This window comes from Levilactobacillus fuyuanensis, assembly GCF_003946395.1.
Lineage (GTDB): Bacteria > Bacillota > Bacilli > Lactobacillales > Lactobacillaceae > Levilactobacillus > Levilactobacillus fuyuanensis.
Window position 1 is genome coordinate 29,072 of record NZ_RHNZ01000006.1, and the last position, 23,454, is coordinate 52,525.

The 23,454-nt window shown below is 50.5% G+C and carries 23 protein-coding genes and 1 other RNA gene; 16 read left to right on the top strand and 8 right to left on the bottom strand.

Features of this window, described 5'->3' with window-relative positions; all coding sequences use genetic code 11:
- Positions 1-12 precede the first annotated feature (12 nt).
- From fni to mvk, 4 genes are all read right to left on the bottom strand, one after another.
- Positions 13-1,053, bottom strand: a complete 1,041-nt coding sequence (gene fni, locus EKM73_RS03995; protein ID WP_125700699.1) for a type 2 isopentenyl-diphosphate Delta-isomerase — start codon at positions 1,051-1,053, stop codon at positions 13-15.
- A gap of 11 nt (positions 1,054-1,064) precedes the next feature.
- Positions 1,065-2,138: a phosphomevalonate kinase gene (locus EKM73_RS04000; RefSeq protein WP_125700700.1), complete on the bottom strand. Its 1,074-nt coding sequence runs from the start codon at positions 2,136-2,138 to the stop codon at positions 1,065-1,067.
- A 67-nt stretch (positions 2,139-2,205) separates the two neighbouring features.
- A complete protein-coding gene (gene mvaD, locus EKM73_RS04005; RefSeq protein WP_125700701.1) occupies positions 2,206-3,189 on the bottom strand; it encodes a diphosphomevalonate decarboxylase in 984 nt (327 codons plus the stop codon).
- A complete protein-coding gene (gene mvk / locus EKM73_RS04010) occupies positions 3,186-4,133 on the bottom strand; it encodes a mevalonate kinase (protein ID WP_125700702.1) in 948 nt (315 codons plus the stop codon). Before mvk ends, mvaD begins: the two co-directional genes overlap by 4 nt.
- A 588-nt stretch (positions 4,134-4,721) precedes the next feature.
- On the opposite strand from mvk, the gene EKM73_RS04015 reads away from it, so the two are divergent.
- The 4 genes from EKM73_RS04015 to EKM73_RS04030 all read left to right on the top strand — a co-directional run bounded on the left by EKM73_RS04015 (position 4,722) and on the right by EKM73_RS04030 (position 10,246).
- Positions 4,722-7,565 carry a helicase C-terminal domain-containing protein gene (locus EKM73_RS04015; protein WP_125700703.1) on the top strand — a complete coding sequence of 948 codons (2,844 nt, stop codon included), beginning with the start codon at positions 4,722-4,724 and terminating at the stop codon, positions 7,563-7,565.
- A gap of 49 nt (positions 7,566-7,614) precedes the next feature.
- On the top strand, positions 7,615-8,118 hold the full coding sequence (locus tag EKM73_RS04020; protein WP_020089270.1) for a cell wall elongation regulator TseB-like domain-containing protein: 504 nt from the start codon (positions 7,615-7,617) through the stop codon (positions 8,116-8,118).
- Between the two features lie 115 nt (positions 8,119-8,233).
- The gene (locus EKM73_RS04025) at positions 8,234-9,409 is read left to right on the top strand and encodes a pyridoxal phosphate-dependent aminotransferase (protein WP_125700704.1); all 1,176 of its coding nucleotides are present in this window, start codon (positions 8,234-8,236) and stop codon (positions 9,407-9,409) included.
- Positions 9,410-9,547: 138 nt separating this feature from the next.
- Positions 9,548-10,246 carry a DnaD domain-containing protein gene (locus tag EKM73_RS04030; RefSeq protein WP_125700705.1) on the top strand — a complete coding sequence of 233 codons (699 nt, stop codon included), beginning with the start codon at positions 9,548-9,550 and terminating at the stop codon, positions 10,244-10,246.
- Between the two features lie 88 nt (positions 10,247-10,334).
- On the opposite strand, the gene EKM73_RS04035 is transcribed toward EKM73_RS04030, so the two are convergent.
- Entirely contained in the window at positions 10,335-12,665 is a 2,331-nt protein-coding gene (locus EKM73_RS04035) for a transglycosylase domain-containing protein (RefSeq protein WP_125700706.1), read from the bottom strand.
- A 30-nt stretch (positions 12,666-12,695) separates the two neighbouring features.
- Positions 12,696-13,304 carry a Holliday junction resolvase RecU gene (recU, locus tag EKM73_RS04040; protein WP_125700707.1) on the bottom strand — a complete coding sequence of 203 codons (609 nt, stop codon included), beginning with the start codon at positions 13,302-13,304 and terminating at the stop codon, positions 12,696-12,698.
- Between the two features lie 193 nt (positions 13,305-13,497).
- Here recU and EKM73_RS04045 point away from each other — a divergent pair, with 193 nt between their 5' ends.
- The 5 genes from EKM73_RS04045 to EKM73_RS04065 all read left to right on the top strand — a co-directional run bounded on the left by EKM73_RS04045 (position 13,498) and on the right by EKM73_RS04065 (position 16,623).
- On the top strand, positions 13,498-14,067 hold the full coding sequence (locus EKM73_RS04045; protein ID WP_125700708.1) for a DUF1273 domain-containing protein: 570 nt from the start codon (positions 13,498-13,500) through the stop codon (positions 14,065-14,067).
- A 54-nt stretch (positions 14,068-14,121) separates the two neighbouring features.
- Complete coding sequence (gpsB, locus tag EKM73_RS04050; RefSeq protein WP_125700709.1) at positions 14,122-14,475, top strand: cell division regulator GpsB; 354 nt, start codon at positions 14,122-14,124, stop codon at positions 14,473-14,475.
- 19 nt (positions 14,476-14,494) lie between these two features.
- Positions 14,495-14,874, top strand: an RNA gene (gene rnpB / locus EKM73_RS04055) — RNase P RNA component class B.
- A gap of 226 nt (positions 14,875-15,100) precedes the next feature.
- Entirely contained in the window at positions 15,101-16,243 is a 1,143-nt protein-coding gene (locus EKM73_RS04060) for a THUMP domain-containing class I SAM-dependent RNA methyltransferase (protein WP_125700710.1), read from the top strand.
- Positions 16,244-16,248: 5 nt separating this feature from the next.
- Positions 16,249-16,623: an HIT family protein gene (locus EKM73_RS04065; RefSeq protein WP_125700711.1), complete on the top strand. Its 375-nt coding sequence runs from the start codon at positions 16,249-16,251 to the stop codon at positions 16,621-16,623.
- Between the two features lie 156 nt (positions 16,624-16,779).
- On the opposite strand, the gene EKM73_RS04070 is transcribed toward EKM73_RS04065, so the two are convergent.
- Positions 16,780-17,448 (bottom strand): DUF1643 domain-containing protein, encoded by a 669-nt coding sequence (locus EKM73_RS04070; RefSeq protein WP_164508853.1) that lies wholly within the window; start codon positions 17,446-17,448, stop codon positions 16,780-16,782.
- 315 nt (positions 17,449-17,763) lie between these two features.
- Between EKM73_RS04070 and EKM73_RS13035 the strand changes: the two genes are divergently transcribed.
- The 7 genes from EKM73_RS13035 to EKM73_RS04105 all read left to right on the top strand — a co-directional run bounded on the left by EKM73_RS13035 (position 17,764) and on the right by EKM73_RS04105 (position 22,601).
- A complete protein-coding gene (locus EKM73_RS13035) occupies positions 17,764-18,264 on the top strand; it encodes an IS3 family transposase (protein WP_164508854.1) in 501 nt (166 codons plus the stop codon).
- A gap of 160 nt (positions 18,265-18,424) precedes the next feature.
- Positions 18,425-18,610 (top strand): IS3 family transposase, encoded by a 186-nt coding sequence (locus EKM73_RS12875; RefSeq protein WP_225421274.1) that lies wholly within the window; start codon positions 18,425-18,427, stop codon positions 18,608-18,610.
- A 275-nt stretch (positions 18,611-18,885) separates the two neighbouring features.
- A complete protein-coding gene (locus EKM73_RS04085) occupies positions 18,886-20,229 on the top strand; it encodes an ammonium transporter (protein WP_125700715.1) in 1,344 nt (447 codons plus the stop codon).
- 132 nt (positions 20,230-20,361) lie between these two features.
- Positions 20,362-20,550, top strand: coding sequence for a hypothetical protein (locus tag EKM73_RS04090; protein ID WP_125700716.1), 189 nt, complete (start codon positions 20,362-20,364; stop codon positions 20,548-20,550).
- 96 nt (positions 20,551-20,646) lie between these two features.
- Positions 20,647-21,726, top strand: coding sequence for an acyltransferase family protein (locus tag EKM73_RS04095; RefSeq protein WP_125700717.1), 1,080 nt, complete (start codon positions 20,647-20,649; stop codon positions 21,724-21,726).
- Positions 21,723-22,193, top strand: coding sequence for an 8-oxo-dGTP diphosphatase (locus EKM73_RS04100; RefSeq protein WP_125700718.1), 471 nt, complete (start codon positions 21,723-21,725; stop codon positions 22,191-22,193). The genes EKM73_RS04095 and EKM73_RS04100 overlap by 4 nt, the downstream gene beginning before the upstream one ends.
- 63 nt (positions 22,194-22,256) lie before the next feature.
- Positions 22,257-22,601 (top strand): hypothetical protein, encoded by a 345-nt coding sequence (locus EKM73_RS04105; RefSeq protein WP_125700719.1) that lies wholly within the window; start codon positions 22,257-22,259, stop codon positions 22,599-22,601.
- 51 nt (positions 22,602-22,652) lie between these two features.
- Here the strand turns inward: EKM73_RS04105 and EKM73_RS04110 are convergent, their stop codons facing one another.
- Positions 22,653-23,318, bottom strand: a complete 666-nt coding sequence (locus EKM73_RS04110; protein ID WP_125700720.1) for a CPBP family intramembrane glutamic endopeptidase — start codon at positions 23,316-23,318, stop codon at positions 22,653-22,655.
- Positions 23,319-23,454: the final 136 nt, after the last annotated feature.

A 23,454-nucleotide genomic window follows, 5' to 3' on the forward strand; every position in this document is an offset into this window, starting at 1 on the left:
AAGCAAAAAGCGCTACTGAGTTAGCCCACGTTGCCGGCAATAACTCTCTAATTCGGGGGGCAAAATAAGTTTCTGTTCCCGGAGTTCCGCCAAGTTGTGGGTACCAAGTAATGTCATGATTGTCTTGAGTCCCGTTTGCCAATCCAGCAACATTTGCGTGGTCGTGGCTTCATCGGTCTTAATCAGACTGTGTAACACTTGACCGGCACTGCCAACGACCGATGCACCGAGCGCTAAGGCTTTGGCCACATCGAGGGGGTGACGAACACCACCGGTAGCGATGGCCGTTAAGTTGGGAGTCTGCTGGGCTTCCAACAGAGACTCGACCGTTGATTGTCCCCAACCAGCCAGGTAGTTGAGTTCCTTTTCCGGGCGACGGAAGTTTTCGATTTGCGCGAAATTTGTCCCGCCCCGCCCGCCAAGATCTACGAACTTTACGCCGACGTTAGCCAACTGGGCCAGTGTCTCGTGGGCCATCCCGAAACCGACTTCCTTAACGATTACCGGAACGTCGAGTGCGGCCACAATTTCTCCGATTTCAGCCAACCAGTGAAAGTCACGATCACCCTCAGGCATGACCAACTCCTGGGCCACATTGACGTGGACTTCCAGGGCATCGGCTGCCAACATGGTCACAGCTGCTCGTGCTTGGGCCACCGTGTGACCGGCGCCGATATTGGCAAAGACTAAACCATCGGGGTTATTTTCCCGCAACACGGTGAAAGTCGGCACAGCAGCGGCATCTTTGAGAGCAATGCTCTGTGATCCGCTGGCGACGGGCATCCCCGTCGCGGCAGCGATACGGCCCAGCATGGCGTTGACTTTGCCCGTCCGCGGACTCCCACCTGTCATGGCTTCGATCATCATTGGTACGGGTAGTGTCAACGGGCCCAGCTGAGTCTGTAGGTTCACGTCACTGAATGCCATTTCTGGTAAGCTCTGGTGCACGAACCGCAACTGGTCGAATTGACTAGCGGCGTGTTCCTGGTAAAATTTTTCAGCCAGCGAAAGGTGTTCGTCCTTCCGGTGGGCGTGGCGGGATAGTTGTGCCATAAGTGGGCTCCTTACTCAATCACGTGATGGACGTTTAATTTCAAAGGTTCAATACCGCGGTGTTCCCATTCCTTTAGCAGACTAGCCAGGTCATTGGCCGCGTTGATGATGACGATACCACAGTCACCACCACCGGCACCAGAGGACTTGGCCGCACCGCCGATATGAACAGCAATGTCGCACATGGTCTTTAGTAACTTAGTCTCAATGGTAACATGGCTCAAGTTGGCCAGCTGGTTCAGCAGTTGCCGGTTGACGTCGATCTCTCTTTGAATGGCATCGAGGTCCTGGTCGTGGAAGCCAGCAATCATCCGTTGTAGACAAGCTTTACTTTCCCGTAGAAAGGCGTGATAGTCGTCACGCCGGGTAGCCTTAAAGAGGGCGACCTTGTCGACAAGATGGGAGGTGGAAGCCGGCGTACCGGTCCAACCAATCATCAGACGAAGGGGTTCCGGTGGCGTTAACAGTTCAATCTGCAGGCCGGGCCAATCCATCGTCAATAGGTCGGTCAGGCTAATTTCACGACGTGCTGAAGCCAGCCAGTCGCGGTCGAAGGCTTGATAGGCAATCCAACCGCCGTAAACGGAGGCGGCGATGTCACCCAGAGAGCCGTTGCCTTGGACGTCCAAATGAGCGATAGCGGCCAATTTGAACAGGCGATCCTTGGGCATATCGATGCCGTAGAATTGGCACAGAGCCTTTACAGTCGCCACAGTCACGGCGGCCGAGGAGCCCAGACCGTACTTCTTACCATCGGCGCTGTCGAGGTCACTGTTGACGTTCAAATGGTAAATGGCGAGTGGCTTGCCCAGTGACTGGGCGTACTGTTCAGTCAATCGAATGGCCGACAGGATATAGTGGAAGGGGTTGTCCCGGTTGTCAAAAACGAGCTCGGTTCCCTGGCGTTGCCAGTAGAGGGAGTTCTCTTGGTATTGTTTGGAGGCGATCCGCCCGTAATCGTGGCTAGGTGTAATTGTGACGGTCACAAATTGGTTCAAGGCCACAATAATGGCCGGATAGCCCGGCTCAACCACGGCGTATTCGCCAGCAATATAGAGTTTTCCGGGTGCTTGCGCGGAAATCAAAAAATCAGGTCCCTTCTGTAACAGTTAATAGTTTAGTAAGTTGTAGTTGGTTTAAATCTTGAAATGGTCAGGCTTTGTTTAAAAATTGAATACCAGGGCCTGGATGGGCCACAATAACGTTATCGCTTCCGAATTGACGGGCGAAGCGCTCCTGAATTGCAGAAACGTCTGCCGTTTGACAGAAGACTTTCAGATTTGGACCGGCATCCAGGGTGTAATAGCATTCTAAGCCGGCCGCCCGAAGCCCCTTGACCGTCTGCATGGCGGTCAGGGTGTCTCCGTTGAAGTAACTAAAGGGCGGCCGGGCGCTGAGCGTCAGCGCGTGCATCCGCATGGCATTGGTCTCCAGTGTTTCGCCCAGCGTTGTGAAATCCTGCGCGCGAATCGCGGGCTTAATCGCATCGAGGTCATCGGCAACAATCTGCTTCCAAGCCGGATAGAACGGCGAGGTGGTGACGCTACTTTGCATCCCTTGGCGCGAGCTGACCTTCTTGTGGTGGGGGTCTAAGACCAGTGCCACTACGGCGATGGGCCAGGTTACGTCTTCAATCAGGGGCACCGCACGGGAGCTAAGGTCATCGTGACCCGCTTCCCATTCGACGAATCCACCGAAAATGGAGCGGGTGGCGGAACCCGATCCGCGCCGAGCGAGCCGCGACAGGGCGGTCCGGTCAAGATCCATGCCGGCAGCTCGGCTGGCAGCACCCGCTAACGCCGCAAAAGCGGAGGCTGAGGACGCCAAACCCGCAGCGGTCGGCACGTGATTCACGGAAGTTACTCGCGCAAAAGAGGTGCGCGAAGCTTGTTGGCGCACCAAGTTGAGAAAGTTATGTACTTTTTTGGCCGCTTCCGAAGAGAGTAACTGATCGTTAACGGTCACTTCGTCGGCAGTCAGCTGGTCATCGAATGTGACCGTGGTATCCGTGTAGAACTGGTCAAGGGTGAGCGAAAGACTACTCGTTTGCGGCAGCATTAGCTCGGTATCGGCCTTACCCCAATATTTGACCAGCGCAATGTTGGTATGTGCTCTTGCGGTTACCGTTGCGTTCATTCGGTTTCCTCCTCTAAGTTGAAAGCTTCGATCCACGTTGCTGTGGCACCGGCATCGATCAGACTTTTTTGGACGCGTTGCGTGGTCGTCAGATCGGGACACAGGGCGATGAGACAGCCGCCCATGCCGCCACCGGTAAGTTTGGCGCCTAGTGCACCATTAGTGGTGGCAACCTGGGTCAAGCGGTCTAATTCAAGCGAGCTGACACCCAAGCCACGTAATTGCGTTTGAGCCTCACTGATAATGGCTCCCAAACGGTTTAAATCGGGTTTGGCTAGGGCCGTTCGAGCGTCGGCACTCAGTCGGCCCAACGTTTGAATCTGTAAGTCGGTTTCAGTTGGCAATGTCGTCTTTCGTCGAGCTACGGCAGAGACGGCTTTACCAGTCTGTCCCTTGATGCCACTGTCGGCAATCACCAGGTACCCCTGCAAAGCAAAGGGAATCTGTGTGGTCTCCTGGTGGGGAACGAACCAGATAGGGACATCTGAACTGACTGTTGCGGCGTCGATCCCACTGGGATTCCCATGGGTGATCTTTTCAGCAATATCGGCGTTGGCGAGCAAGAGATCGCGATTTAACGGGCGGTCAAAAAAAGCGTACATGGCCCGGGTGATCGCTACGGCAACGGCCGCGGAAGACCCCATGCCACGTTCGGCCGGTAGATCACTGGTGATATTCATTTCAAACGGTGTTTCGTGACCGTCAAAACGGCTAAGCAAGGTGTCGATTAGTTTGGCGACACCGGCTAAGTTTTGGCCCAACTGCACGATTGGTCCGTCGAAGTAACGACTCGTCAATCGTTGTCCGGCAGTCACCGACCGCATCGTGACATTAGTCGTTACGGAGGGTAATGGCAGGGCAATCGCAGGTTGGCCGTAGACCACGCTATGATCACCGATGAGAATAATTTTGGCATTACTTTGTCCGCTTACCGTTTTGCCCAAGGTCACTCGCTCACTTTCTTCATTAAATTTCCTACCAGAATATCATACTCTACTGATTACTAATGTGCTAGTTTTGCCGCGGAAAATTTGCAAATCTACGAAAAATTAACCCTTTCTATAGAAAGTTTTTCGAAAAAACGGTGAAACCTGGTAAAAATGTAGATGGTGTGTGACTGTTTGCGTTAGTTGAAACCTTTGTTGCTATTCGGGCGTGAAGGGAACCCAATAGCACCCTTTCTGCCAGTTTCGTGTAAAAATATAAAAAATGTTATGAAATTTTAGGAAGGCATTTGTCGTCGTTCACGCGCGGTCGAGGGTGTAGCCAGCCGGGATGGTGAGACCATTGAGACGGTGACTTGGCGTTTATGACATGGGCTTTGACAAAAGTCTATGTCAAGGTGAAAGACCGCTCCTTCAGGCTTTTACCGGTCCCCACAGCAGCCGGAATTCTTGGCAGCCGAAGGCGATGTGTAGCGGCAATGTTGATCAAACCCTATTTTGGCTGAGACCGTAGTAGCGCTACTGGCTTAAGTGGTGTATCATAGTGCCAGTTATTAACGCAATTGTGCAGAAATTGGTGAGCATATTATGGATAAAGACACGGTTTACGCGGTGGTTGATATTGAGACTACTGGAACCAGTGTGACAGATGGCGACCGCATTATCCAGATTGGGTGCGTCTTCGTCCAGCATAATCAGATTATTAATCACTTCGAGACTGATGTGAATCCGTTGCGGGAGATTCCTGCGTCGATTTCACGGTTAACGGGGATTACGAACAAACGCGTCCGGCACGCGCCGCTCTTTGACGATGTCGCCGCGACGTTGTATAGCCAATTGACCAATACGGTCTTTGTGGCGCACAACGTTAATTTTGATTTACCCTTTATCAATGCGGAGTTTGCCCGCGTGGGTTATCCCGAATTGACAATTGAGGGCCTTGACACGGTATCGCTTAGTCAGATTTTACTGCCAACAGCAGCGAGTTTCCGGCTCCGCGACTTGAGCAGTCTCTTCAACATTGAACATGACAATCCGCACTCTGCGGATAGCGATGCTAGTGCCACGGCGGAACTCTTTATTTTTCTCTTTCGGCGACTCCGGGCTTTACCGTTGGTGACGCTGCAACAGATGATTGATCTCCATCCTGAACTACCGCTACAAACAGCGGCACTTTTTGACGTGGCCTTACGCTTGAACAATGAGAAGCCACGGAAATTGCCGGATTACCTGTATGTCAAGAACGGTTTGGCCTTACGCCGACCAGCGACTTTACCGGCGACGACGCTGGCAGAACCGGTTAAATATCCTAAGACCAAGAAACAAAAACAAAAACTCATGCCAGACAATTTGGAGTGGCGGCCAGAACAGGCCAAAATGATGAATTATATTTACAACAACTATGCTGCGAGTGATCAGCATCCCGTTAAGCAGATGATCGTTGAAGCACCAACTGGTATCGGGAAGAGCCTGGGGTATCTGTTGCCCATGGCTTATCTGAACCAACAGGGGCCTACAGTGGTGATCAGTACGGCAACGACGCTTCTGCAGGAACAACTGCTGGATCAGACCTTACCGTTGCTTAATCAGATCGTGCCATTTCAGATCAACGCCGTGTTGGTTAAGGGAAGTCGACACTACCTGGACCTGCAGAAGTTTGCAGCGACGTTGAAGGTAGCTGAGACCTCGAAGCAAACGCAGCTGTTGAAGCTTCGTCTGCTGGTTTGGCTGACGATGACCACGACTGGTGATTTGGACGAGCTACATTTGGCCACGTACCGAGCACCGTACTTTCAGGAGGTCGTTCATGAAGGGACGACGCGTACAGACAATCCTTTCTATGAGGATGACTTCTTGCGACGCCGGGATCAACGGATGACACAGGCCCAAGTGATTATTGTGAATCATGCGTACCTCAGCGAGCATGCCAGCGAACTGGGCGAGCGCCTTGACCGGCCATATCTGGTCGTCGATGAAGCCCAACACTTAGCAGAAAATACTTTGCGGCAACGCCGGACACAGATTAAGTTCGCCCAGTTGACCAACATGCTGCATCATATTCAACGCGATATCAACCGTGAGATTGGCCCGAGCCTGTTGGCACTGTTCACCGGCGACACGCAGGCAACCAACACGTTACACCGGTTGGTTTTGTTGAGTGAAGAGTTGGAGGAGTCGTTGAATCAGCTGGTCAATCAGTTGTTCCTGGCCTTTCTCGCTCGACAGCGGGGGAATAATCAGAACCAGACAATTGAAAAATTAATTCCGACTGAAGAACTCGACGCTTTACGTCCCCAGACCGATCCGTTGGTTGCGACGATTGTAGCCGATACGACGGATCTTTTGGCTCAGCTGGGTGGTTTGCGGCAAAGCTTCGATCGTCAGCAGGATCGCTGCTCGGCCTCCGAACGTCACTTGTTCGAGCAGGTCGATACGCGAATTCACCAGTTTGACGATGAAGTCTCACAGTTACAGGACATCTTTGCCCAGGTGACGAAGACCCATACCGCCAGTCTTTTCTGGGTGACCATCAACCATGTGGGTGACCGGAACAGTTTACAATTTGCGAGTGGCTTGTTGGCAACTGAAGGCTTCCTGCGTCGGCAAATTTATGCGCACTTCCAGCCGGTTCTGTTAACGGGAGCAACTCTCTTTTCTTCTGGTCGTTCGCAATACATTCTGGACCAATTTGATTTGGACCGAGATGAGACCGTGACCCACCGGATGCGGTCGAGCTTTGACTACGGCGAACAGTCTCAGTTATTCATTGCCGATACGGGTCCCGAACTGAGTCGGGTTGCGCCAGCAGACTACGTGGTCTACCTGACCGCAGCAATCACTCAGATTGCGGGGGCCGTCAATAAGCAGACGCTAATTCTATTCAATTCTTTGAGTGTCATTGAACAGGTTTATCAGAAGTTAGTTGAACAGCCCGAGTTCGCCCAACATGAGATCTTTGCCCAGGGTATCAGTGGGAGTCGTGAACGGATTGCCAAACGATTTGCTACCAGTCATGGCGCCATCTTGTTAGGTGCAGCTAGTTTCTGGGAAGGCATCGACTTGCCCGCCGAACAATTGGAATTGCTGATTGTGACGCGGCTACCGTTCGATTCTCCGGATCGGGTCTTCGTGAAGGCCGACTATGCTCGGTTAGAAGCGGCCGGGAAGAATCCATTCTATAACGCGGCCTTACCAGCGGCGACGCTGAAGCTGCGACAAGGCGTGGGTCGGCTGATCCGGACGCCGACGGATCGTGGCGCCATTGTGATTCTGGATCAACGGTTGATTGAACGGCACTACGGTCAGAGTATTCTTCGTGCGCTACCGGCTGAGTTGCCACGGACGACCGGGGATGTCACGGCGATTTCCCAAGGTTTAGTTAATTTTTTCGAAAAAAAGCCGACCAAGTCGGTGACACCGCCAGAAGTTTGATATAATTGGACAAGATTGAATTCTGACAAGGGAGTACGATGGAAAATTGATGAGACAACAATATCAACGGCGCCAGCGACCACGGCATTGGGTATTACTCAGTGTATTAATCGTGATCCTCGTGCTGTTGCTGAGCGCGGGTTACGTGATCAATAAAGCCACGAAACCCCTCAGCCAAGACCAAACGCGGGCCGAGTCGGTCGCCAAAAAGTCTGGCCATCTGACCAGCACTAGTGGGTTCTACTGGACCAATCTGGATACGACTTACTACACGGTTGCTGGGAAGAACAAGGCTAAGCAGGCCGTCTACGCCATTGTGCCCAAGTCGGGGGACAACGTGACGGTGCTCAAGCAAAGCGAGGGCCTCTCTCGGAATGCGGCACTCCAACGGGTCTGGAATCGGAATCCCAAGAAGGTTCTGTCGGCGGCGTTGAGCATGTTTAACGGCAAACCGGCTTGGCAGATCAGCTACCTGAATAAGAGTGGCAAGCTCTGCTACCTGACGTATGAGTATCGTAATGGTAAAGTGTTACAACAAATTTCGAATATCTAATAGTGATGAGTGGATCGACGGTTAATGTCGTCCAAATCACTGAATAACTGCCACCCGCACAACGATCCTGTCGTGCGGGTGGTCCTACATAATCGTTTAACGGAGGCGGATTCATATGCAATTGTCTAAGCGAGCTTCAGCAGTCAGTCCCTCGGCAACGCTTGCGACCGGTCAACGGGCCCAAGCGTTACAAGCCCAAGGGATCGATGTCATCAATTTAAGCGTGGGTCAACCGGATTACGCCACGCCCCAATCCATCAAGGATGCAGCGGTCACGGCGATTCAGGCCGATCAGGTCAACGGCTACACGGCAACGGAAGGGGTCTTGCCGTTACGTCAAGCCATTGCGGCTAATCTCGCAACTCTACATGGTGTGCAGGTCGATTCCAGCCAAGTGGTCGTGACGACTGGGGCTAAGATGGCGCTCTACGCGTTGTTCCAAGTGTTGTTGAATCCCGGCGATGAGGTACTTTTACCGGCACCGTACTGGGTTAGCTACAGCGAACAGGTCAAGCTCGCCGGGGGCCAACCAGTCGAGGTTGCCCCAACGGCCAGTCTCAAGGTGACATCCGACCAGTTAGCTAGTGCGCTCACACCAGCAACCAAGGCAATTGTCTTGAATTCACCACAGAATCCGAGTGGGACGACTTACACGCGGCCTGAACTGCAGGCCATTGGCGAATTTGCCGTGGCTCACGACCTGATCGTCGTTGCCGATGAGATCTACGGGGAACTCCTGTATGACCAAACAGCCGCGGCACCAACCATGCTGGGCATCGCACCGGCTATCGACGACCACACCGTGTTGATCAATGGGGTCTCGAAGACTTATGCGATGACGGGGTGGCGGATTGGTTATGCGGTAGCGAATGCGACGATTGCGGGGGCCCTGAAGACGGTGCTATCCCACATGACGGGAAATCCAGCGGCTGTGAGTCAGGCAGCGGCTACGACGGCTCTGACGGGCAGTCAAGATTCAGTGGCGCAGATGAAGGCTGGTTTCAAACACCGGCGAGATGTCATCTATCCACAACTGGCGGCTTTGCCCGGATTCAAGTTAACCAAGCCGGCCGGCGCGTTCTACTTCTTCCCCGATGTGACGGGGGCGATGGCGTTAAAGGGCGTGACCTCGACCGCAGAATTTGTCACGCAAGTCTTGAATGAGGCTCACGTGGCCACGGTCACCGGTGAGGCGTTTGGCTTGCCGGGACATATTCGGTTGAGTTATGCGACCGATCTGGATACGCTACAGACGGCGGTAGACCGGCTTAAGGCGTTTATGAGCGTCTAAGTTATCACAAATTAGTCAGTGTTTTGGAAGGGTTGGTGAGACGATCGAACTGCTACTAGGGGTTCGGTCGTTTCTTGCCCTTAATTGGAAAACTAAGCGACATTTAAACAGAAATTTTTAGAATCAGGGGGACCTTTCATGGAAGACTTTACACAGCGCTATATTCAAGATGGACAGACGAGCATCGCCAATTACCTACTCGATCACTTCCGCGAGGTGGGGATGACGACCGACCAACTGTTGGTCTTTCTTCAGCTACGACGCTACATGGACCGGGGGCAATCGATGCCCGAAGCGGATGTCATGGCGGCTCACTTGGGTTGGGACAAGCAACGGGTCTATCAAATTTTGCACGAATTGATTGTGAACAAACTGATGGTGATTACTAGTGTGCCAGATGGTAACGGCCAGAAGCGCGATGCTTATGACTTTCGGTTGTTGATGGAAAAGCTAAGTCAGTTGGCCGTACAGACCACACAAAAGGAAGTCAAGGTGGCGGCCACCAACGACCGGTCAACGGTATTTAATCAGATTGAGACGGAGTTTGGCCGGCCACTGTCGCCCCTCGAGATGGAAAGCATCAATCAGTGGTTGGATGACGACCATTATCGCCCAGAACTGATTCAGCTTGCTCTGAAGGAAGCTGTCTTGAGTCAGGCTTACAGTCTCAAGTATATGGATCGCATCCTATTGAACTGGGAAAAGAAGAATTTGAAGACGGCTGCTCAGGTTCAGCGTGACAAGGAACGTCAGAATCCACGGCCATCATCGAAGCCAACTGCGACGCCAGGTAATGATATTCCGAATGTGCCGATTTTTAAATTAACAGATAACTGAAAACGGAAGTATGCGACTATATACGAAAGGCACCGCCAGTCAATCTCATTTGAGATGGCTGGCGGTGCCTTTCGTATATAGCTATAGCTTATTTCTTGGCGTCATCGTTACTCTTGGTCGTTGTTGCGGATGACGTGGTCGTGGAACTTGAGTTGGTTGTTGTGTCGTTATCGTCATCTCCATTGCCACCGCCAGGGGTCTGTTCCGTGCTGGAAGATTCCTTACTGGTGCTGGATTCAGTGGTGGATGATTCGACGCGCGAGCTACTGGAGCTGGTCGTGACCTGACCATTACTGCTGTAGACTGAGGAACTCGTGGTGTTCGTGGACCCATACTGGCTGGTAGCCGTCGTGTCGGTGACGGTTCCCGGATGACCGGTGACGTAGTACTCGGTCTTGCCGTTCTGCGAGGTCTGGGTGACCGTGCTTGGCTTGGTCCAGTTAGTATTGGTACTCTTAGTGGCCAAATAACTCATGGTGTACTTGTAAATTTCCTGAGCAATCGTGGTCTGCGTTTCACTGACGTAGTGGCCGGTCTGGAACTGCTTGTCATAACCGGTCCACACGGAGACAGAGTAGTTCTTGGTATAACCAGTGAACCAGGAGTCCATTGTTGCGCCATCTGGCACCTTGTCCGCGTAATCGTCAGGGTAAGAGTCCGTCCCAGTCTTTCCAGCTTGGTATAGGCCAGAAATGGCGGCCGAGCGACCTGACCCGTTTTCGTTAGTCATAACATCTTTCATCATATCCGTTAACATGAAGGCAGTTGCCGCACTCATAGCGCGCTTTCCAGTCGAAACATAGTTGTGGGCTTTCCCATCTTGGGTAACAACTTTAGAGACTAAGTAAGGCTTGTAGTACGTCCCACCGTTGGCGAAGGCGGCGTAGGCCGCAGCTTCCTGTTCGGTTGAAATGTACAGGCCAATCCCGTTTTGTAAGGTCAGCGTCTTATCAAAGGACATCCCGAGACCATCCAAGAAGGTCGTGGCTTTCTTGATACCTACGTTTTGGAGGGTTCGAATAGCGGGGATGTTCCGTGACTCGTAGAGGGCCTTACGCATGGTGATGGTGCCTTGGTACTGCCTGTCCCAGTCGTAAAGGTTCTTGGTCGTACCTGGGTACGTAAACGCCGTATCCTTCACCGGTTCATAGGTAGGATACTTGAGGTATTCAATAGCCGGACCGTAATCCATTAGCGGCTTAGCAGTCGAGGCACTGGAACGGTCGGTCTGAACGGCGCGGTTTAACCCGAAGGTCACGTTACCAGTCTTCCGGCCACCGATCATGGCGACGACTTTCCCATTATTTGGATCAACGATGGTCGAGCCAACTTGGAATTTGCTAGAAGGGAAGTTGACATAGGCACTGCCGTTAACGATGTTGTAGAGCTTCTTTTGGGCGCCCATATCGAGATTGGTGTAAACTTTCAAGCCACCTGTTGTCGTGTTGTACCCCTTAGACTTGAGTTCGGCATACACTTGTTTGAGGTAGGCATCGATAACCTTGGTGGTCTTGGCACTCGCCACCGCCGTTGATTTATGTGTCTTGGACAGGCCGGCCGTAATACTGGTGGCTTTGGCCTCTGAAGCCTGTGCCGAAGTGATGGCGTTGTTCTTGGCCATGGCATCCAGTACCAGATCCCGCCGCTTCTTGGCTAATGCCGGGTAGGTGGTTGGATCGTAGTTGGTTGGGGATTGTGGCATCCCGGCTAACATGGCCAGTTGGGCAAGGTCGAGATTTCTGAGGCTCTTGCCGTAGTAATACTGTGCGGCCGTTTGCATCCCGTAGACCCCGTTACCCATGTAGACCTTGTTAATGTAGTATTCCAGGATTTGATCCTTAGAGTAGTTGTGATCGACCTTTAAGGCCAACCAGGCTTCCTGAGCCTTACGCTTGAGCGTTCGGTCCGAGGCAGCCGTGGAGAAGACAGAGAGCTTGACCAACTGTTGCGTCAAGGTACTCCCACCTTGCATCCCCAGTGAAGAACCGGTGACGTTAGCAAGGGCAGCTCCGACGATTCGGATAGGATCGACCCCGTTATTCTTGTAGAAGCGCCGGTCTTCAGTGGAAACAACGGCCTGTTTCAAGCCATCGGGAATGTTGCTGGACTTCACGTAACTCCGGTTCTGGGCGCCCAGACGCGAGATGACAGTGCCATTGGCATCGTAGACTCGCGTTGAGGCGTCACTAGATAGTGCGGATTGTGAAATCTTTGGGGCGCTTTGTGCGTAGAAAAAGAACAGGCCAGCGCCAAACAGAATTCCTAAGACCCCGATGGCAACGATGACGAAGAGCACCCGACGGAAGGCCCGCCAACCGTTGCGTGGTTGTTTGGGCCCGCCGGATTTGCCGGCTGGACTCGGATTACGCTCGGCATTGCGGCTCATCCGGGTCTCTCTGGTTGAATTGTTACTAGACATGGTAATCTCCTTTACGTTTAAACGTGTCAGCTACCGCTTTAGTAGCTGGTCCACGGCGTTAAGATAGGGCACCGGCAATTGAAGCTGCGCGGTGAGCTTGATACCACTAGCGGCGATCTCCGTATAGGGGATGGACTTGCGCCCACCGTTAGCTTGGTCATCCCAGAAGTGAAACAGATCTTCAGCGGGGTACAGGTAGGTTTCTTGGCGGCTAACGAATTTGATAATAGCAAAACAGATACCGCCTTGAACCGTGCAGGCCCGCATATGATCAATCTGGTGTTGATGGAAATTTTTAAGCGGAAATGACCCCTTGTTCTTCGTTTCCTTGGCGTCAAAATCCAGGTAGTGTCCTTGGTAGACACCATTGTAGTCGGTGGTCGATGCCGTGCTGAAGTAGGCTTCCTTGATGACTGCCGCACTTCGCTTGGGGTAGTCGACCTTGACGATGCGAATGGGGGTCGGCTTCTTGTGAACGACGGCGAGCCCATGCGTCTGATAATAGGTATTACTCTGGTTCAATTCCTCTTCCAGCGTCATACCCCGTTTACCATAGTTGGTGTAGTGGCTGGCAAACTTGGGCCGCGTAGCTGATGCTGGCGCTTGGTAGGCATTCCCATTGGGATACCGAATAGTCATAGACTCCTCACTCCTTATTGAAAGCTGGCTTTCATTTGTGGCCCAGTTATTGATATTATACCAAGGTGGCCGTGAAATAAAAACTCCCAAACGTTCGGTTGAGAATTGTTTTCCTATAACTTAAGTATTTTGATTGCGTCCACTCCTAATTTTCGCTACACTTGAATAGACCAGTCAAAAAGGGGGTAGTTTGGTGAGTCGACTTTGGCTAACGGGATATCGGAGCTATGAACTGAGTGTTTTCGGGAATCAAGACCCGAAACTTCTAGTCATTAAGGATACGCTGCGTAAATTGTTGATCAATAAGGTGGAGTCGGGAACGGATTGGTTGATCACCGGTGGCCAGCTGGGTGTCGAGCAGTGGGCTGCCGAGGTCGGCTTGAAGCTCAAGGCGGATTATCCAGAGCTTAAGGTGGCCATGATGACGCCGTTTGCCGAGTTCGGGGGTAATTGGAACGAGGGCAATCAGGCCCAGTACGCGACTCTGGCCAGTCAGGTTGATTTTCACCAATCCGTTAGCGAGCAACCCTATCATGGGCCCCAACAGTTAAGAAACTATCAAGAATTTATGTTGACCCATACAGACGAGGCCGTAATGGTATATGATTTAGAGGTTGAAGGGAAACCTAAGTATGATTATCGCGCCGTGACGCAGTTTCAGGAGCAGCATACTTACCCCCTAACACTAATCGATATGGATTGGTTGCAAGAAAGTGCCAATGAATATCAAGAAAATTTAAATAATGGTTCCCAAATCGAATAAAAACTGGTATTATATTAATTGCCGGTTTGATAAGACAACGAGGTGTAAAGATCAATGGAAAACGTTAATTTCACTCCCAAGGAAATTTTGCAAAAGCAATTTCGACAAAAGATGCGTGGTTACGATCCAGATGATGTTGATAGTTTCTTAGACAACGTCATTAAGGACTATGACACCTTTGTTAAGGAGAATCAGCGGCTTCAAGAAGAAAACGAACGGTTGTTGGCGAAAGTTGACGAACTCACGAAGCAAGTGCAAGTGGGCGGCAGTCAACGGCAAGCTTCAACAACCAGCCAACCCACTTCAAGTGCCACTAACATGGATATCTTGAAGCGGCTCTCCAATTTGGAACGGCACGTTTTCGGTTCACAATTAGATAATGATCCAAACGAGTCACATCGTTTGTAGAATTATAAAGACTGGTGTAAATCCTGAGTAATCGCGGTCGGCTTTTGTCGGCTGAGGAAAGTCCATGCTCGCACAGACTGAGATGTCTGTAGTGTTCGTGCTCGGTGAAAAAATAAGCCGGGGGACGTTAGCAATAACGTTACGGCGGGAAAACACGGCTACGGCTTCGGCTATGCCCTAGTATCCCTGAAAAGTGCCACAGTGACGATACGTCTAAGGAAACTTAGGCGGTGGAACGCGGTAAACCCCTCGAGCGGGCAACCCAAACTTTTGGTAGGGGCGCTTCACATATGGAAATGAACGAAATGTGGGGGGAGAGGAAACTCTCGAGATAGATGATTACTGCCAGTCAGCCGTTTGCCTGAAACGGTTGGGTGGTACAAAACATGGCTTACAGGGATTTACACCATGTCAGGTTGGGTGGGAGCTTGCTCCCGCCCTTTTTTTAGACATTAAAACGGGGTAACCCCCACTGATTGGTGGTAAAATCAATGTGTATGGGATCTTATCGCAGAATCAATATTGAGGTCGAAAAGTGAAAGAGGATTGGCGCTAAGAATAGGGATAGTTGCTGCTTCTTAGCCTTAACGGTCTTATTTAAACAACTGTAAACAAGGAGGATTTTATGAAGAAATTTCATTTATACGCCGCAACTGCTAGTGGCATCGAAGCCTTAGCTGGTCGTGAATTACGTGACCTGGGCTACGAGACGCAGGTTGAAAACGGCCGCGTGCGGTTCGATGGCACGATTGAGGACATTTTACGGGCCAACCTTTGGCTGCGGACAGCCGACCGGATCCGAATCATCGTGGCTGAATTCGATGCCGTGACCTTTGACGAGCTGTTTGAAGCCACGAAGGCTGTTGCGTGGGATGAATTGTTGCCAATGGACGCCGCATTCCCAGTGGAAGGTCGTTCAAAGAAGTCACAATTACATAGTGTGCCGGACGCCCAAGCCATCGTGAAAAAGGCGGTCGCTACCAAGCTGGCCGCTGTTTATCACCGGCGGACACGAATGCCTGAAACCGGGGCTAACTATCCGTTGGAAGTCATGATCGACAAGGATCACGTTATGCTGACGCTGGACACGACCGGACCAAGTCTCTTTAAGCGGGGCTACCGGGTCGGTAAGGGTGGCGCGCCAATTAAGGAAAACATGGCCGCAGCCTTGATTGCCCTGACCAGCTGGCACAAGGACATGCCATTCTGGGATCCCGTGTGTGGGTCCGGGACGATTCCAATCGAGGCCGCTCTGATTGGTCGGAACTTGGCACCTGGATTTAACCGCGAGTTTACCTGCGAACACTGGGACTGGGTACCACAAGACCTCAGTGACAAGGTTCGTGACGAAGCCGATGCTAAGGCGGACTACGATACGCCACTTCAGATTTTCGGGAGTGATATCGACGAAAACATGGTCGCCATCGCTAAGAAGAACGCCGAAGAGGCTGGGCTGTCACAAGACATTACGTTCACCCAGTTGGCCGTTCAGGATTTCAAGACGGACTTGGAACACGGGGTCATCGTGGCCAACCCACCTTATGGGGAACGGTTGAGCGATCAGGCCAGCGTGCGGGAACTGTACACCCAGATGGGGAAGGTCTTTAAGCCTTACACCGACTGGTCCAAGTACATCTTGACGGCTGACCTGGAGTTCGAACACTTCTACGGTCAAAAGGCGACCAAGACGCGGAAACTTTACAACGGGGCGTTACGGACGGATTACTTCCAATTCTGGGCCCAACGGAAGCCGCGACATAAGGGGTAAAACGCATGATTAAAGCAGATTGTATTTTTTGTCAAAAAGACGAGCTGGTTTTAGAAAATGAGCTGGCCAAGGCGTTTTGGGACTTGCATCCCGTGCGTGAAGGTCATCTGCTGATTGTGCCCAAGCAGCACTACGCCACGTACTTTGAGGTGCCGGCGGAAACACGACAGGCGATGGATGCTTTGACGTTTGTTGCCAAGGACTTCTTAGATGATAAATTTCACCCGGCCGGCTATAACATCGGCATCAACGTGAATGCGGCGGCGGGACAGACGGTTCAGCACGCACACATTCATCTGATTCCGCGCTATGAAGGCGATGTGAAGGATCCACGCGGCGGGATTCGTAAGATGATTCCGCGGGCTGTACGTAAGTGGTAAAAAATATATAGAATTTTTAGAGCCACGTTTGGGACTATGGCGATTGCCGTAGTTCCGAACGTGGCTCTTTTTGTATAGTAGCAGATTGTTTTATTCGTCATCAATTGTAGGTGACCAATGACGGTAATGATAAATTGATGCAGATTACAAATAAGGTTAAATAGGACTGTTCTTAACTTTCAACTTGTAATGAAGATTACTGTTTTTAGTTGACTCTTCGAAGTTTGCTTCTTGGATATCAAATGCACTCCGGCTGGGGTGTCTACCAAGGCCATTTTTTATTGGTTTACCACAACTGGAAACAACATGAATGCGATTAGAATCATTCAGTTCTTTGAATGCAAACTCACAAATGCTGTTGTATTCTGTGTAAAACATTTTTAATATATCTTTGTCAATGTCCTCACGAAGGCTTACGGCTCTTTGGCAGTTCCTGTTAAACTGGCCGGTAGCAAATAGTATATCAGCATTTTTGTTAGAGTTTATGTAGTTGATAATTTTTCGATGATTTGTCTTTAAGAAATCCTCTTTACCTTTAACCTGTTTAAGAAGAGCATCGTTCTCTGGAAGTTCTGTGGCCTGTCCACTGAACGGAAGAATGTTAAAGATAGTAAATTTATTGTATTTTCGACACATTAATAGCTGATTTGTTGTTGCATCGCTTGTATCTCCATTTGCATTACTGGGATTCATCATTAAGACGATTGCCTCTTTGGAATCGCTTGTAGCAGTTTTGAGCAGTATTTGTAATTCGTACCTGTAGAACGTGTTAGAAATGGGATCACACTTAATACTATCGACATCGTAGGAATATTTGTAGTCCAAAATAGAACTCCTCCTTAAAGATTATATAGAAACTCTTAATACATGTCACGATATACTCATCACGGATACTGCTGATACAGCAAGTGCACGTTTTGTATAAACACAGGTTACCACTATCTATTAATATGTACAATTATGATTTGTGGTGTAAATTGTATTTTGAGTTGGCTGGTTCTATGAACGTGGTTATGGTTTGACCTTTTTCTAATCACAGTGTGATAAAAAACCTTCCGTTGCTAAAAATTGAGAACGGGTACCTAAAAAACTCGACGCCTTAACTCAGAAGAAGTCAGCAGACAAGAAATTTCGCAAATAGTGACCGAGTTAAGGCAGGTCTTTCAAGTTCCCGTCAAGCTTCTACTCAGAGTAGTCCAGGTTCCAAGAAGTACGTATTATTACGCACGCTCACATTGTCAACATGAAAAGCTAGATGATTCTCCAATCATTCAGGCAATCGATGAGATTCGGCAGGAAGACTCTAAGTACACCAAAAAGTATGGTTACCGGCGACTAACTAAAGCTTTACAGGAACACGGATTCACAGTGAATCATAAGCGAGTCTTACGCTTAATGCATGAGCATGATTGGCTTTGTTTGGCATACAATCGTCAAAAACGTAAATATAATTCATACAAAGGAATCGTTGGTAGAATTGCGCCTAATCGGTTAAATCGACGGTTCAAAACGGACCGACCTTATCAGAAACTCGTCACGGATGTCAGTGAATTTCGATATGGTGGCATGAGTCAAAGCAAACGTGTCTATTTAGAACCAGTCATTGACCTCTTCCCAGGCGAAGTATTAGCCTTCAACTAGTGATCATCCGACAATAGAGTTCGCCTTAAAACCGCTTAGAGAAGCGTTAGAAGGACTGCCAAAGTTAGGCTATCGAACAACGGCTCACACGGATCAGGGATTCCAGTATCAACATAAGTTCTGGCGAGAAACACTCAAAGAACATCGCGTATTTCAAAGCATGTCACGCAAAGCAACTTGCCTAGATAATGCGGCAGTTGAATCATTTTTCCATATCATGAAGGGCGAAGTCATGGATGAACATTTTGAGAACGAGGAAGATCTGATTCAAGCCATGACTGAATGGATAAACTTCTACAACAAGCGTCGAATCAAAACAAAACTCGCCATCCAGCAAGCAGCATAAATTCTGTGTCCAACTTTAAGGGTTCACTTCAAATGGTCTTTTTTAATGCAGACTGCTAGGAAATTCGTCGGCAATATCAATTTATTTAAAACAATATGTCAGAAAAGATAACACGTCAAGCCGGTTTAGCGGGAGGACAAGTAGACCAAAGTCCCATGTTACCCCCGTTAGTAAGTCAAAACCGCAAACAATAGGCCAAAGTAAAGTCGGTGGTGGACGTAGACTATTTTTAATGTTAGGATTTATGACATTAAGAGATAAAGAGGGCGTCGTTGATGAATCTTGCAAACACTGCATTCGTTTTAATCGCTAGTATCTTGGTCTTATTCATGACTCCAGGACTGGCCTTCTTCTATGGGGGCTTGGTCTCCGAGAAGAACGTGGTCAACACCATGCTATCTGTCTTTATTATGACTGGTGTCGCAATTCTGTTGTGGATCTTCCTGGGCTACAGCCTGGCCTTTTCCGGAAACATCGCTGGGGTTGTGGGTAATCTACACCACGTCTTCATGGCCGGGGTTAACTTGGCTAGCTTGACAGCGACACATATTCCGGTTGGGGCTTATTCCTTGTTTCAAATGATGTTTGCTATCATTACACCGGCGTTATTCGTGGGGGCAGTCGTTGGCCGGATTCGGTTTAAATTCCTACTGGTCTTCCTGATTGCTTGGTCGATCTTCATTTACTACCCCATGGTTCACTTGGTTTGGAGCCCATTGGGGTGGCTGGCTAAGCTGGGTGTGCTGGACTTCGCCGGTGGTACCGTCGTTCACATCAACGCTGGAGTCACGGCACTGGTGCTCTCTGCTTGGCTGGGACCACGGCTGTCCGGCAACCGGGACAATCCTCACTACAACCTGCCTTGGGTTTTGCTGGGAACGGCGATTCTTTGGATCGGGTGGTACGGGTTCAACGCCGGCAGTGCCTTGGCCGTGAACGGCGTGGCTCTACAAGCGGCCATTACCAGTACGGTCGCAACGGCCATGGCCATGGTGACCTGGATGTTTCTGGATATTTGGACCACGGGTAAGCCAACGTTGGTCGGTGTCTGTACCGGGACGCTCTGCGGTTTGGTTGCGATTACGCCGGCCGCCGGCTACGTCACGATTATGGGTTCTGTCGCCATTGGTTTGATTGCAACGATGACCAGCTACGCCTTCATTCGTCTGCTAAAGCCACGGCTGGGCGTCGACGATGCACTGGATGCCTTTGGCTGCCACGGTGTTAGCGGAATTGTCGGGAGTATCTTGACCGGGGTCTTTGCGACCAAGGCAGTTAACCCGACGATTGCTGAAAATGGTTTAGCCTACGGTGGTGGCTGGCACCTGTTGGGCGTTCAGATTCTGGCAACGGCCTTCACGATTGCCTTTGTTGCTGCAATGGGTTGCCTGCTGGTCGTTGTTTTACGGCGGTTCATGCCCATGCGAGTTACGGCTGGCGAAGAAGAGCTCGGCTTGGATCAGGGGGAACATGGCGAACGGGCCGACTACGCCGTTGGTCTGAGCGAACGCCTTTCCGAATTCCAGCCATACCAGGCACGGTACGCTTCCGAATTCCGGGGGCAATTGCAACACTTGGAACACCCGCTACCACAATCGAATCATGATAGTGGTAATTAAGGTTGCAGAAGGTTGCCAAAGTTAGTGACTTTATTAAGCTTGGTCAAAGTCGTTGTCGTTTGCGCAGAGACCTGCTAAACTATGAATGTGGTTAGGGGCCACAGAAAAATAACTTAGCTTGGGGGGAGCAAAATGGCAAAAGACATGGTTGCTTTAACAGTCTTGGTCGTGCTAGCAGTGGGTTTCTTAAGCCTGGTGTTGGTGTTAATGAAGTCACCGCTATGGATCGTCTTTCCACTGGCATTTGCCGGTTTGGCAGCGGTCTGCTACAGCGTTGATGGGTTAGTTGAAAAATTAAAAAATCGCGAACGCGAAGCTTAGTTAAAAAATAAAAGAGGCCAGTGAGCCTCTTTTTTTTCGTCTTTACAGATGCATCACCGGATTGCTAAAATAATAGGGTAAAGGCGATGACAATAAGTGAGAAATGAAGACTTGAATGCGGTGGCAGACGGCGGTGATTATCTAAAGGTCTTTGCCTGCACGGCGGTCATGTTGCAGTCGGTATTAGGACTGGCTCTGGGCATATCGCAACCGAAAAACCAATCCGGTTTGGCGTGGGCCTATCTGCTGGTGAAATTCACAGCACCGGCTTTTATCTGTGGTATCCTGCTGACGACCATGCGAACGACGGCCCACCAGCAACCGACTTATCGACAGTATCTAAAGCAACAGTGGTCGGCGTTGTTTTTGCCGACAATCTGCTGGACGCTGGCGTATCTGCTGATTTTTCCAGGTCTACAGCAACACCGGTCCTATCACGACGGGGTGAGTTTTGCCTGGCAGTTTGTGACTGGTAATGCGGCGCCACATCTGTGGTACAACACGATGATGCTACAAATGATTTTCTTGATGCCACTATTCTGGGCAATCCGGCGGTTGATCCACAATCGTTGGACGGTCTGGTGGGTGTTGGGGCTGACGACGATTGGCTATCTAGTGTGGGTGACTTGGTATACACTACGAATTTACCCCACAACTAAATTTACAGGCTGGTATCTCTTGGATCGCGTCTTTTTAGGATTTTTTCCATACGCAATCTTAGGGATTTTGGCCTGGCACGGGTGGTCGACGGTTCAGCGGCAATTGCGTCGTTGGTGGTGGCCATTGCTGGTGATAGGCGTTGTGACATTGATTGGTCAGGACCGAGCCTTACTGAGTTGGCCCTTGCCAGTGAGCTTCAGCCGTACCAGCTATTATTTGCCGGCTACTGTGATTTACATATTAAGCATTATTGGTCTGATTTTAGCGTTGGCCGGTCATCAACAGTCACGACATTCCCGGTGGCTGTCGGTGATCCACCGACTGGCGGGTTACGCCTACCCCTCATATCTAGCTAACGTTTTTTGGCTACAACTGATTTGGCGACTGGGTGGCGCGACGCTTACCCGGCAACACGTGATCGTAGGAATTGTGAGTTGCTACCTATTAACTTGGTGCTGGTCGTTTGGCTTCACGGCACTGTTAGATAAGGCTTTGAAATGGAGGAAGGCAAAATGACAAGAACGCAACCGGTAGAATTGGTAACGATGGTAATGGTGACTGATCCACAGACGGGCGATGTGTTAGTAGAAGATAAAGTTAATGTTCCTTGGAAGGCTGGCCACAGTTTCCCGGGCGGTCACGTGGAAATCGGCGAGAGTTGTGCCGCCGCAGTTATGCGTGAAGTCTTTGAAGAAACTGGACTGTCACTGAAAGCAGTCGACTTTTGTGGGACTTGCGAATGGTTCAGCGCCGACCGCCAACAGCGAAAGTTAGGCCTGCTGTATCGTGGTGACCAATTTACTGGTGAGATTAAGGCTAGCGAAGAGGGTCCCATCTATTGGTTGGCTCCGCGGAAACTGACCGTTGAAAATAGTGCCGAGAGTCTGCTGACGTTGTTGCGGGTCTTCCACGGTGAAGTGCCCGCCGTTACCAGCGATGAATGGAACGGCGAACTGCATGTCGATGCGAGTCAGCAACAGTAAATGATTTGAAAATAATCGCGTGAGTCGCTACACTGAAGGTAGAAACAAAAGGAAGCGATAATCGTGAAATCCATTAAGGAAACGCAACGCTGGTACGGTTATTTCTTTATCGCGCTCAGTGTAGTGGCTTTGCTGTTGGCGGCGGTTGCGGGAGTGACTTTGTTTCAACGGGCCCTCTTGTTGACGACTGCGTTAACACTATTGGTCTATGGCCTCACGTATGAAGCGCGGATCACCCGTGACTGGTGGCGAGCATTACTGGCCGTCAGTGTGGTGGTGTTGATCTTGGATGTTGTCGTGACGTTTGCCACGACGACTGCATTAGTAACACCTTTGCTGAGTTTCTTATTGCCACTGGCCTTCCTAGCAATTCTGCTGGGTTACCTGCGGCGTTACATCAGTCATTAATAAAAAATCTCGTCCCCATTTCTGGTGGCGAGATTTTTTGTATACCGATGTTTAGGCAAACAACGTGACTAAAATGTCCCAAGTCATGTGCACGACGATTCCGGGCCACAGGGAGCGGCTCTTGGCGTATAACCAACCGAAGAGGGCCCCGAGGGCGGTGACCGTGATCAGGTTACCCACCCAGATCATTGGACTCATCGCCGGTACCGTGGTCAGGTATCGTGGAATATGGAGGCTGGCAAAGGCCAGTGCCTGAATAAGGTTGGCCTGGGTTAAGCTGAATTTCTTTAGGAGGACGTTGAAGAAGTAACCACGAAAAAGGAATTCTTCAGCTACACCGACAACCAAGAAATATCGGCCCCAATATTCTGGCGTGAAGCTGGGGCTGATGCGGAGGCCGTGATGAACGACCCAGAACTCAACCAGAAGATAGACCACGATGGCCGCCCAGATGACGTAGCCGGCGGTAAAGTGCCAGTTGGGACGCCACTGTTCGCGGCGACCGATGGCTAATTCTTCGGGATGCGCTCGGTGAAGGAGCCAGGCAGCAGCGCCGACCCAGACGATGAGTTTGATCGCATCGAGGGCCAGCTCCTCCGGCCAGCCATTCAGATGGTGTTCGACAGGAGAGTTTAAGCCAACTTGGACAATTAGCCAAATTAGCCAAAAGCCGATGACTTGAAAGGTGAAACGACGGTTGGAAATGGTTCGTGACATAGACGGCACTCTTTTCTAAAATTAGGTTTATTTTTATTATAAGACATTTGATGGCGGAAGGGTGTAAAGCTTCTGTAAGGATTAACGAATCGAATGCTATGTTATTACTGTTTACATTAAATGTAAACAGTGATAA

Excerpts from the sequence above, each read along its gene's own strand:
- fni (WP_125700699.1), bottom strand. The coding sequence starts at position 1,053 with ATGGCACAACTATCCCGCCACGCCCACCGGAAGGACGAACACCTTTCG.
- mvaD (WP_125700701.1), bottom strand. The coding sequence starts at position 3,189 with ATGAACGCAACGGTAACCGCAAGAGCACATACCAACATTGCGCTGGTC.
- EKM73_RS04015 (WP_125700703.1), top strand. The coding sequence starts at position 4,722 with ATGGATAAAGACACGGTTTACGCGGTGGTTGATATTGAGACTACTGGA.
- EKM73_RS04020 (WP_020089270.1), top strand. The coding sequence starts at position 7,615 with ATGAGACAACAATATCAACGGCGCCAGCGACCACGGCATTGGGTATTA.
- EKM73_RS04025 (WP_125700704.1), top strand. The coding sequence starts at position 8,234 with ATGCAATTGTCTAAGCGAGCTTCAGCAGTCAGTCCCTCGGCAACGCTT.
- EKM73_RS04030 (WP_125700705.1), top strand. The coding sequence starts at position 9,548 with ATGGAAGACTTTACACAGCGCTATATTCAAGATGGACAGACGAGCATC.
- EKM73_RS04035 (WP_125700706.1), bottom strand. The coding sequence starts at position 12,665 with ATGTCTAGTAACAATTCAACCAGAGAGACCCGGATGAGCCGCAATGCC.
- recU (WP_125700707.1), bottom strand. The coding sequence starts at position 13,304 with ATGACTATTCGGTATCCCAATGGGAATGCCTACCAAGCGCCAGCATCA.
- gpsB (WP_125700709.1), top strand. The coding sequence starts at position 14,122 with ATGGAAAACGTTAATTTCACTCCCAAGGAAATTTTGCAAAAGCAATTT.
- EKM73_RS04060 (WP_125700710.1), top strand. The coding sequence starts at position 15,101 with ATGAAGAAATTTCATTTATACGCCGCAACTGCTAGTGGCATCGAAGCC.
- EKM73_RS04065 (WP_125700711.1), top strand. The coding sequence starts at position 16,249 with ATGATTAAAGCAGATTGTATTTTTTGTCAAAAAGACGAGCTGGTTTTA.
- EKM73_RS12875 (WP_225421274.1), top strand. The coding sequence starts at position 18,425 with ATGTCACGCAAAGCAACTTGCCTAGATAATGCGGCAGTTGAATCATTT.
- EKM73_RS04085 (WP_125700715.1), top strand. The coding sequence starts at position 18,886 with ATGAATCTTGCAAACACTGCATTCGTTTTAATCGCTAGTATCTTGGTC.
- EKM73_RS04090 (WP_125700716.1), top strand. The coding sequence starts at position 20,362 with ATGGCAAAAGACATGGTTGCTTTAACAGTCTTGGTCGTGCTAGCAGTG.
- EKM73_RS04100 (WP_125700718.1), top strand. The coding sequence starts at position 21,723 with ATGACAAGAACGCAACCGGTAGAATTGGTAACGATGGTAATGGTGACT.
- EKM73_RS04110 (WP_125700720.1), bottom strand. The coding sequence starts at position 23,318 with ATGTCACGAACCATTTCCAACCGTCGTTTCACCTTTCAAGTCATCGGC.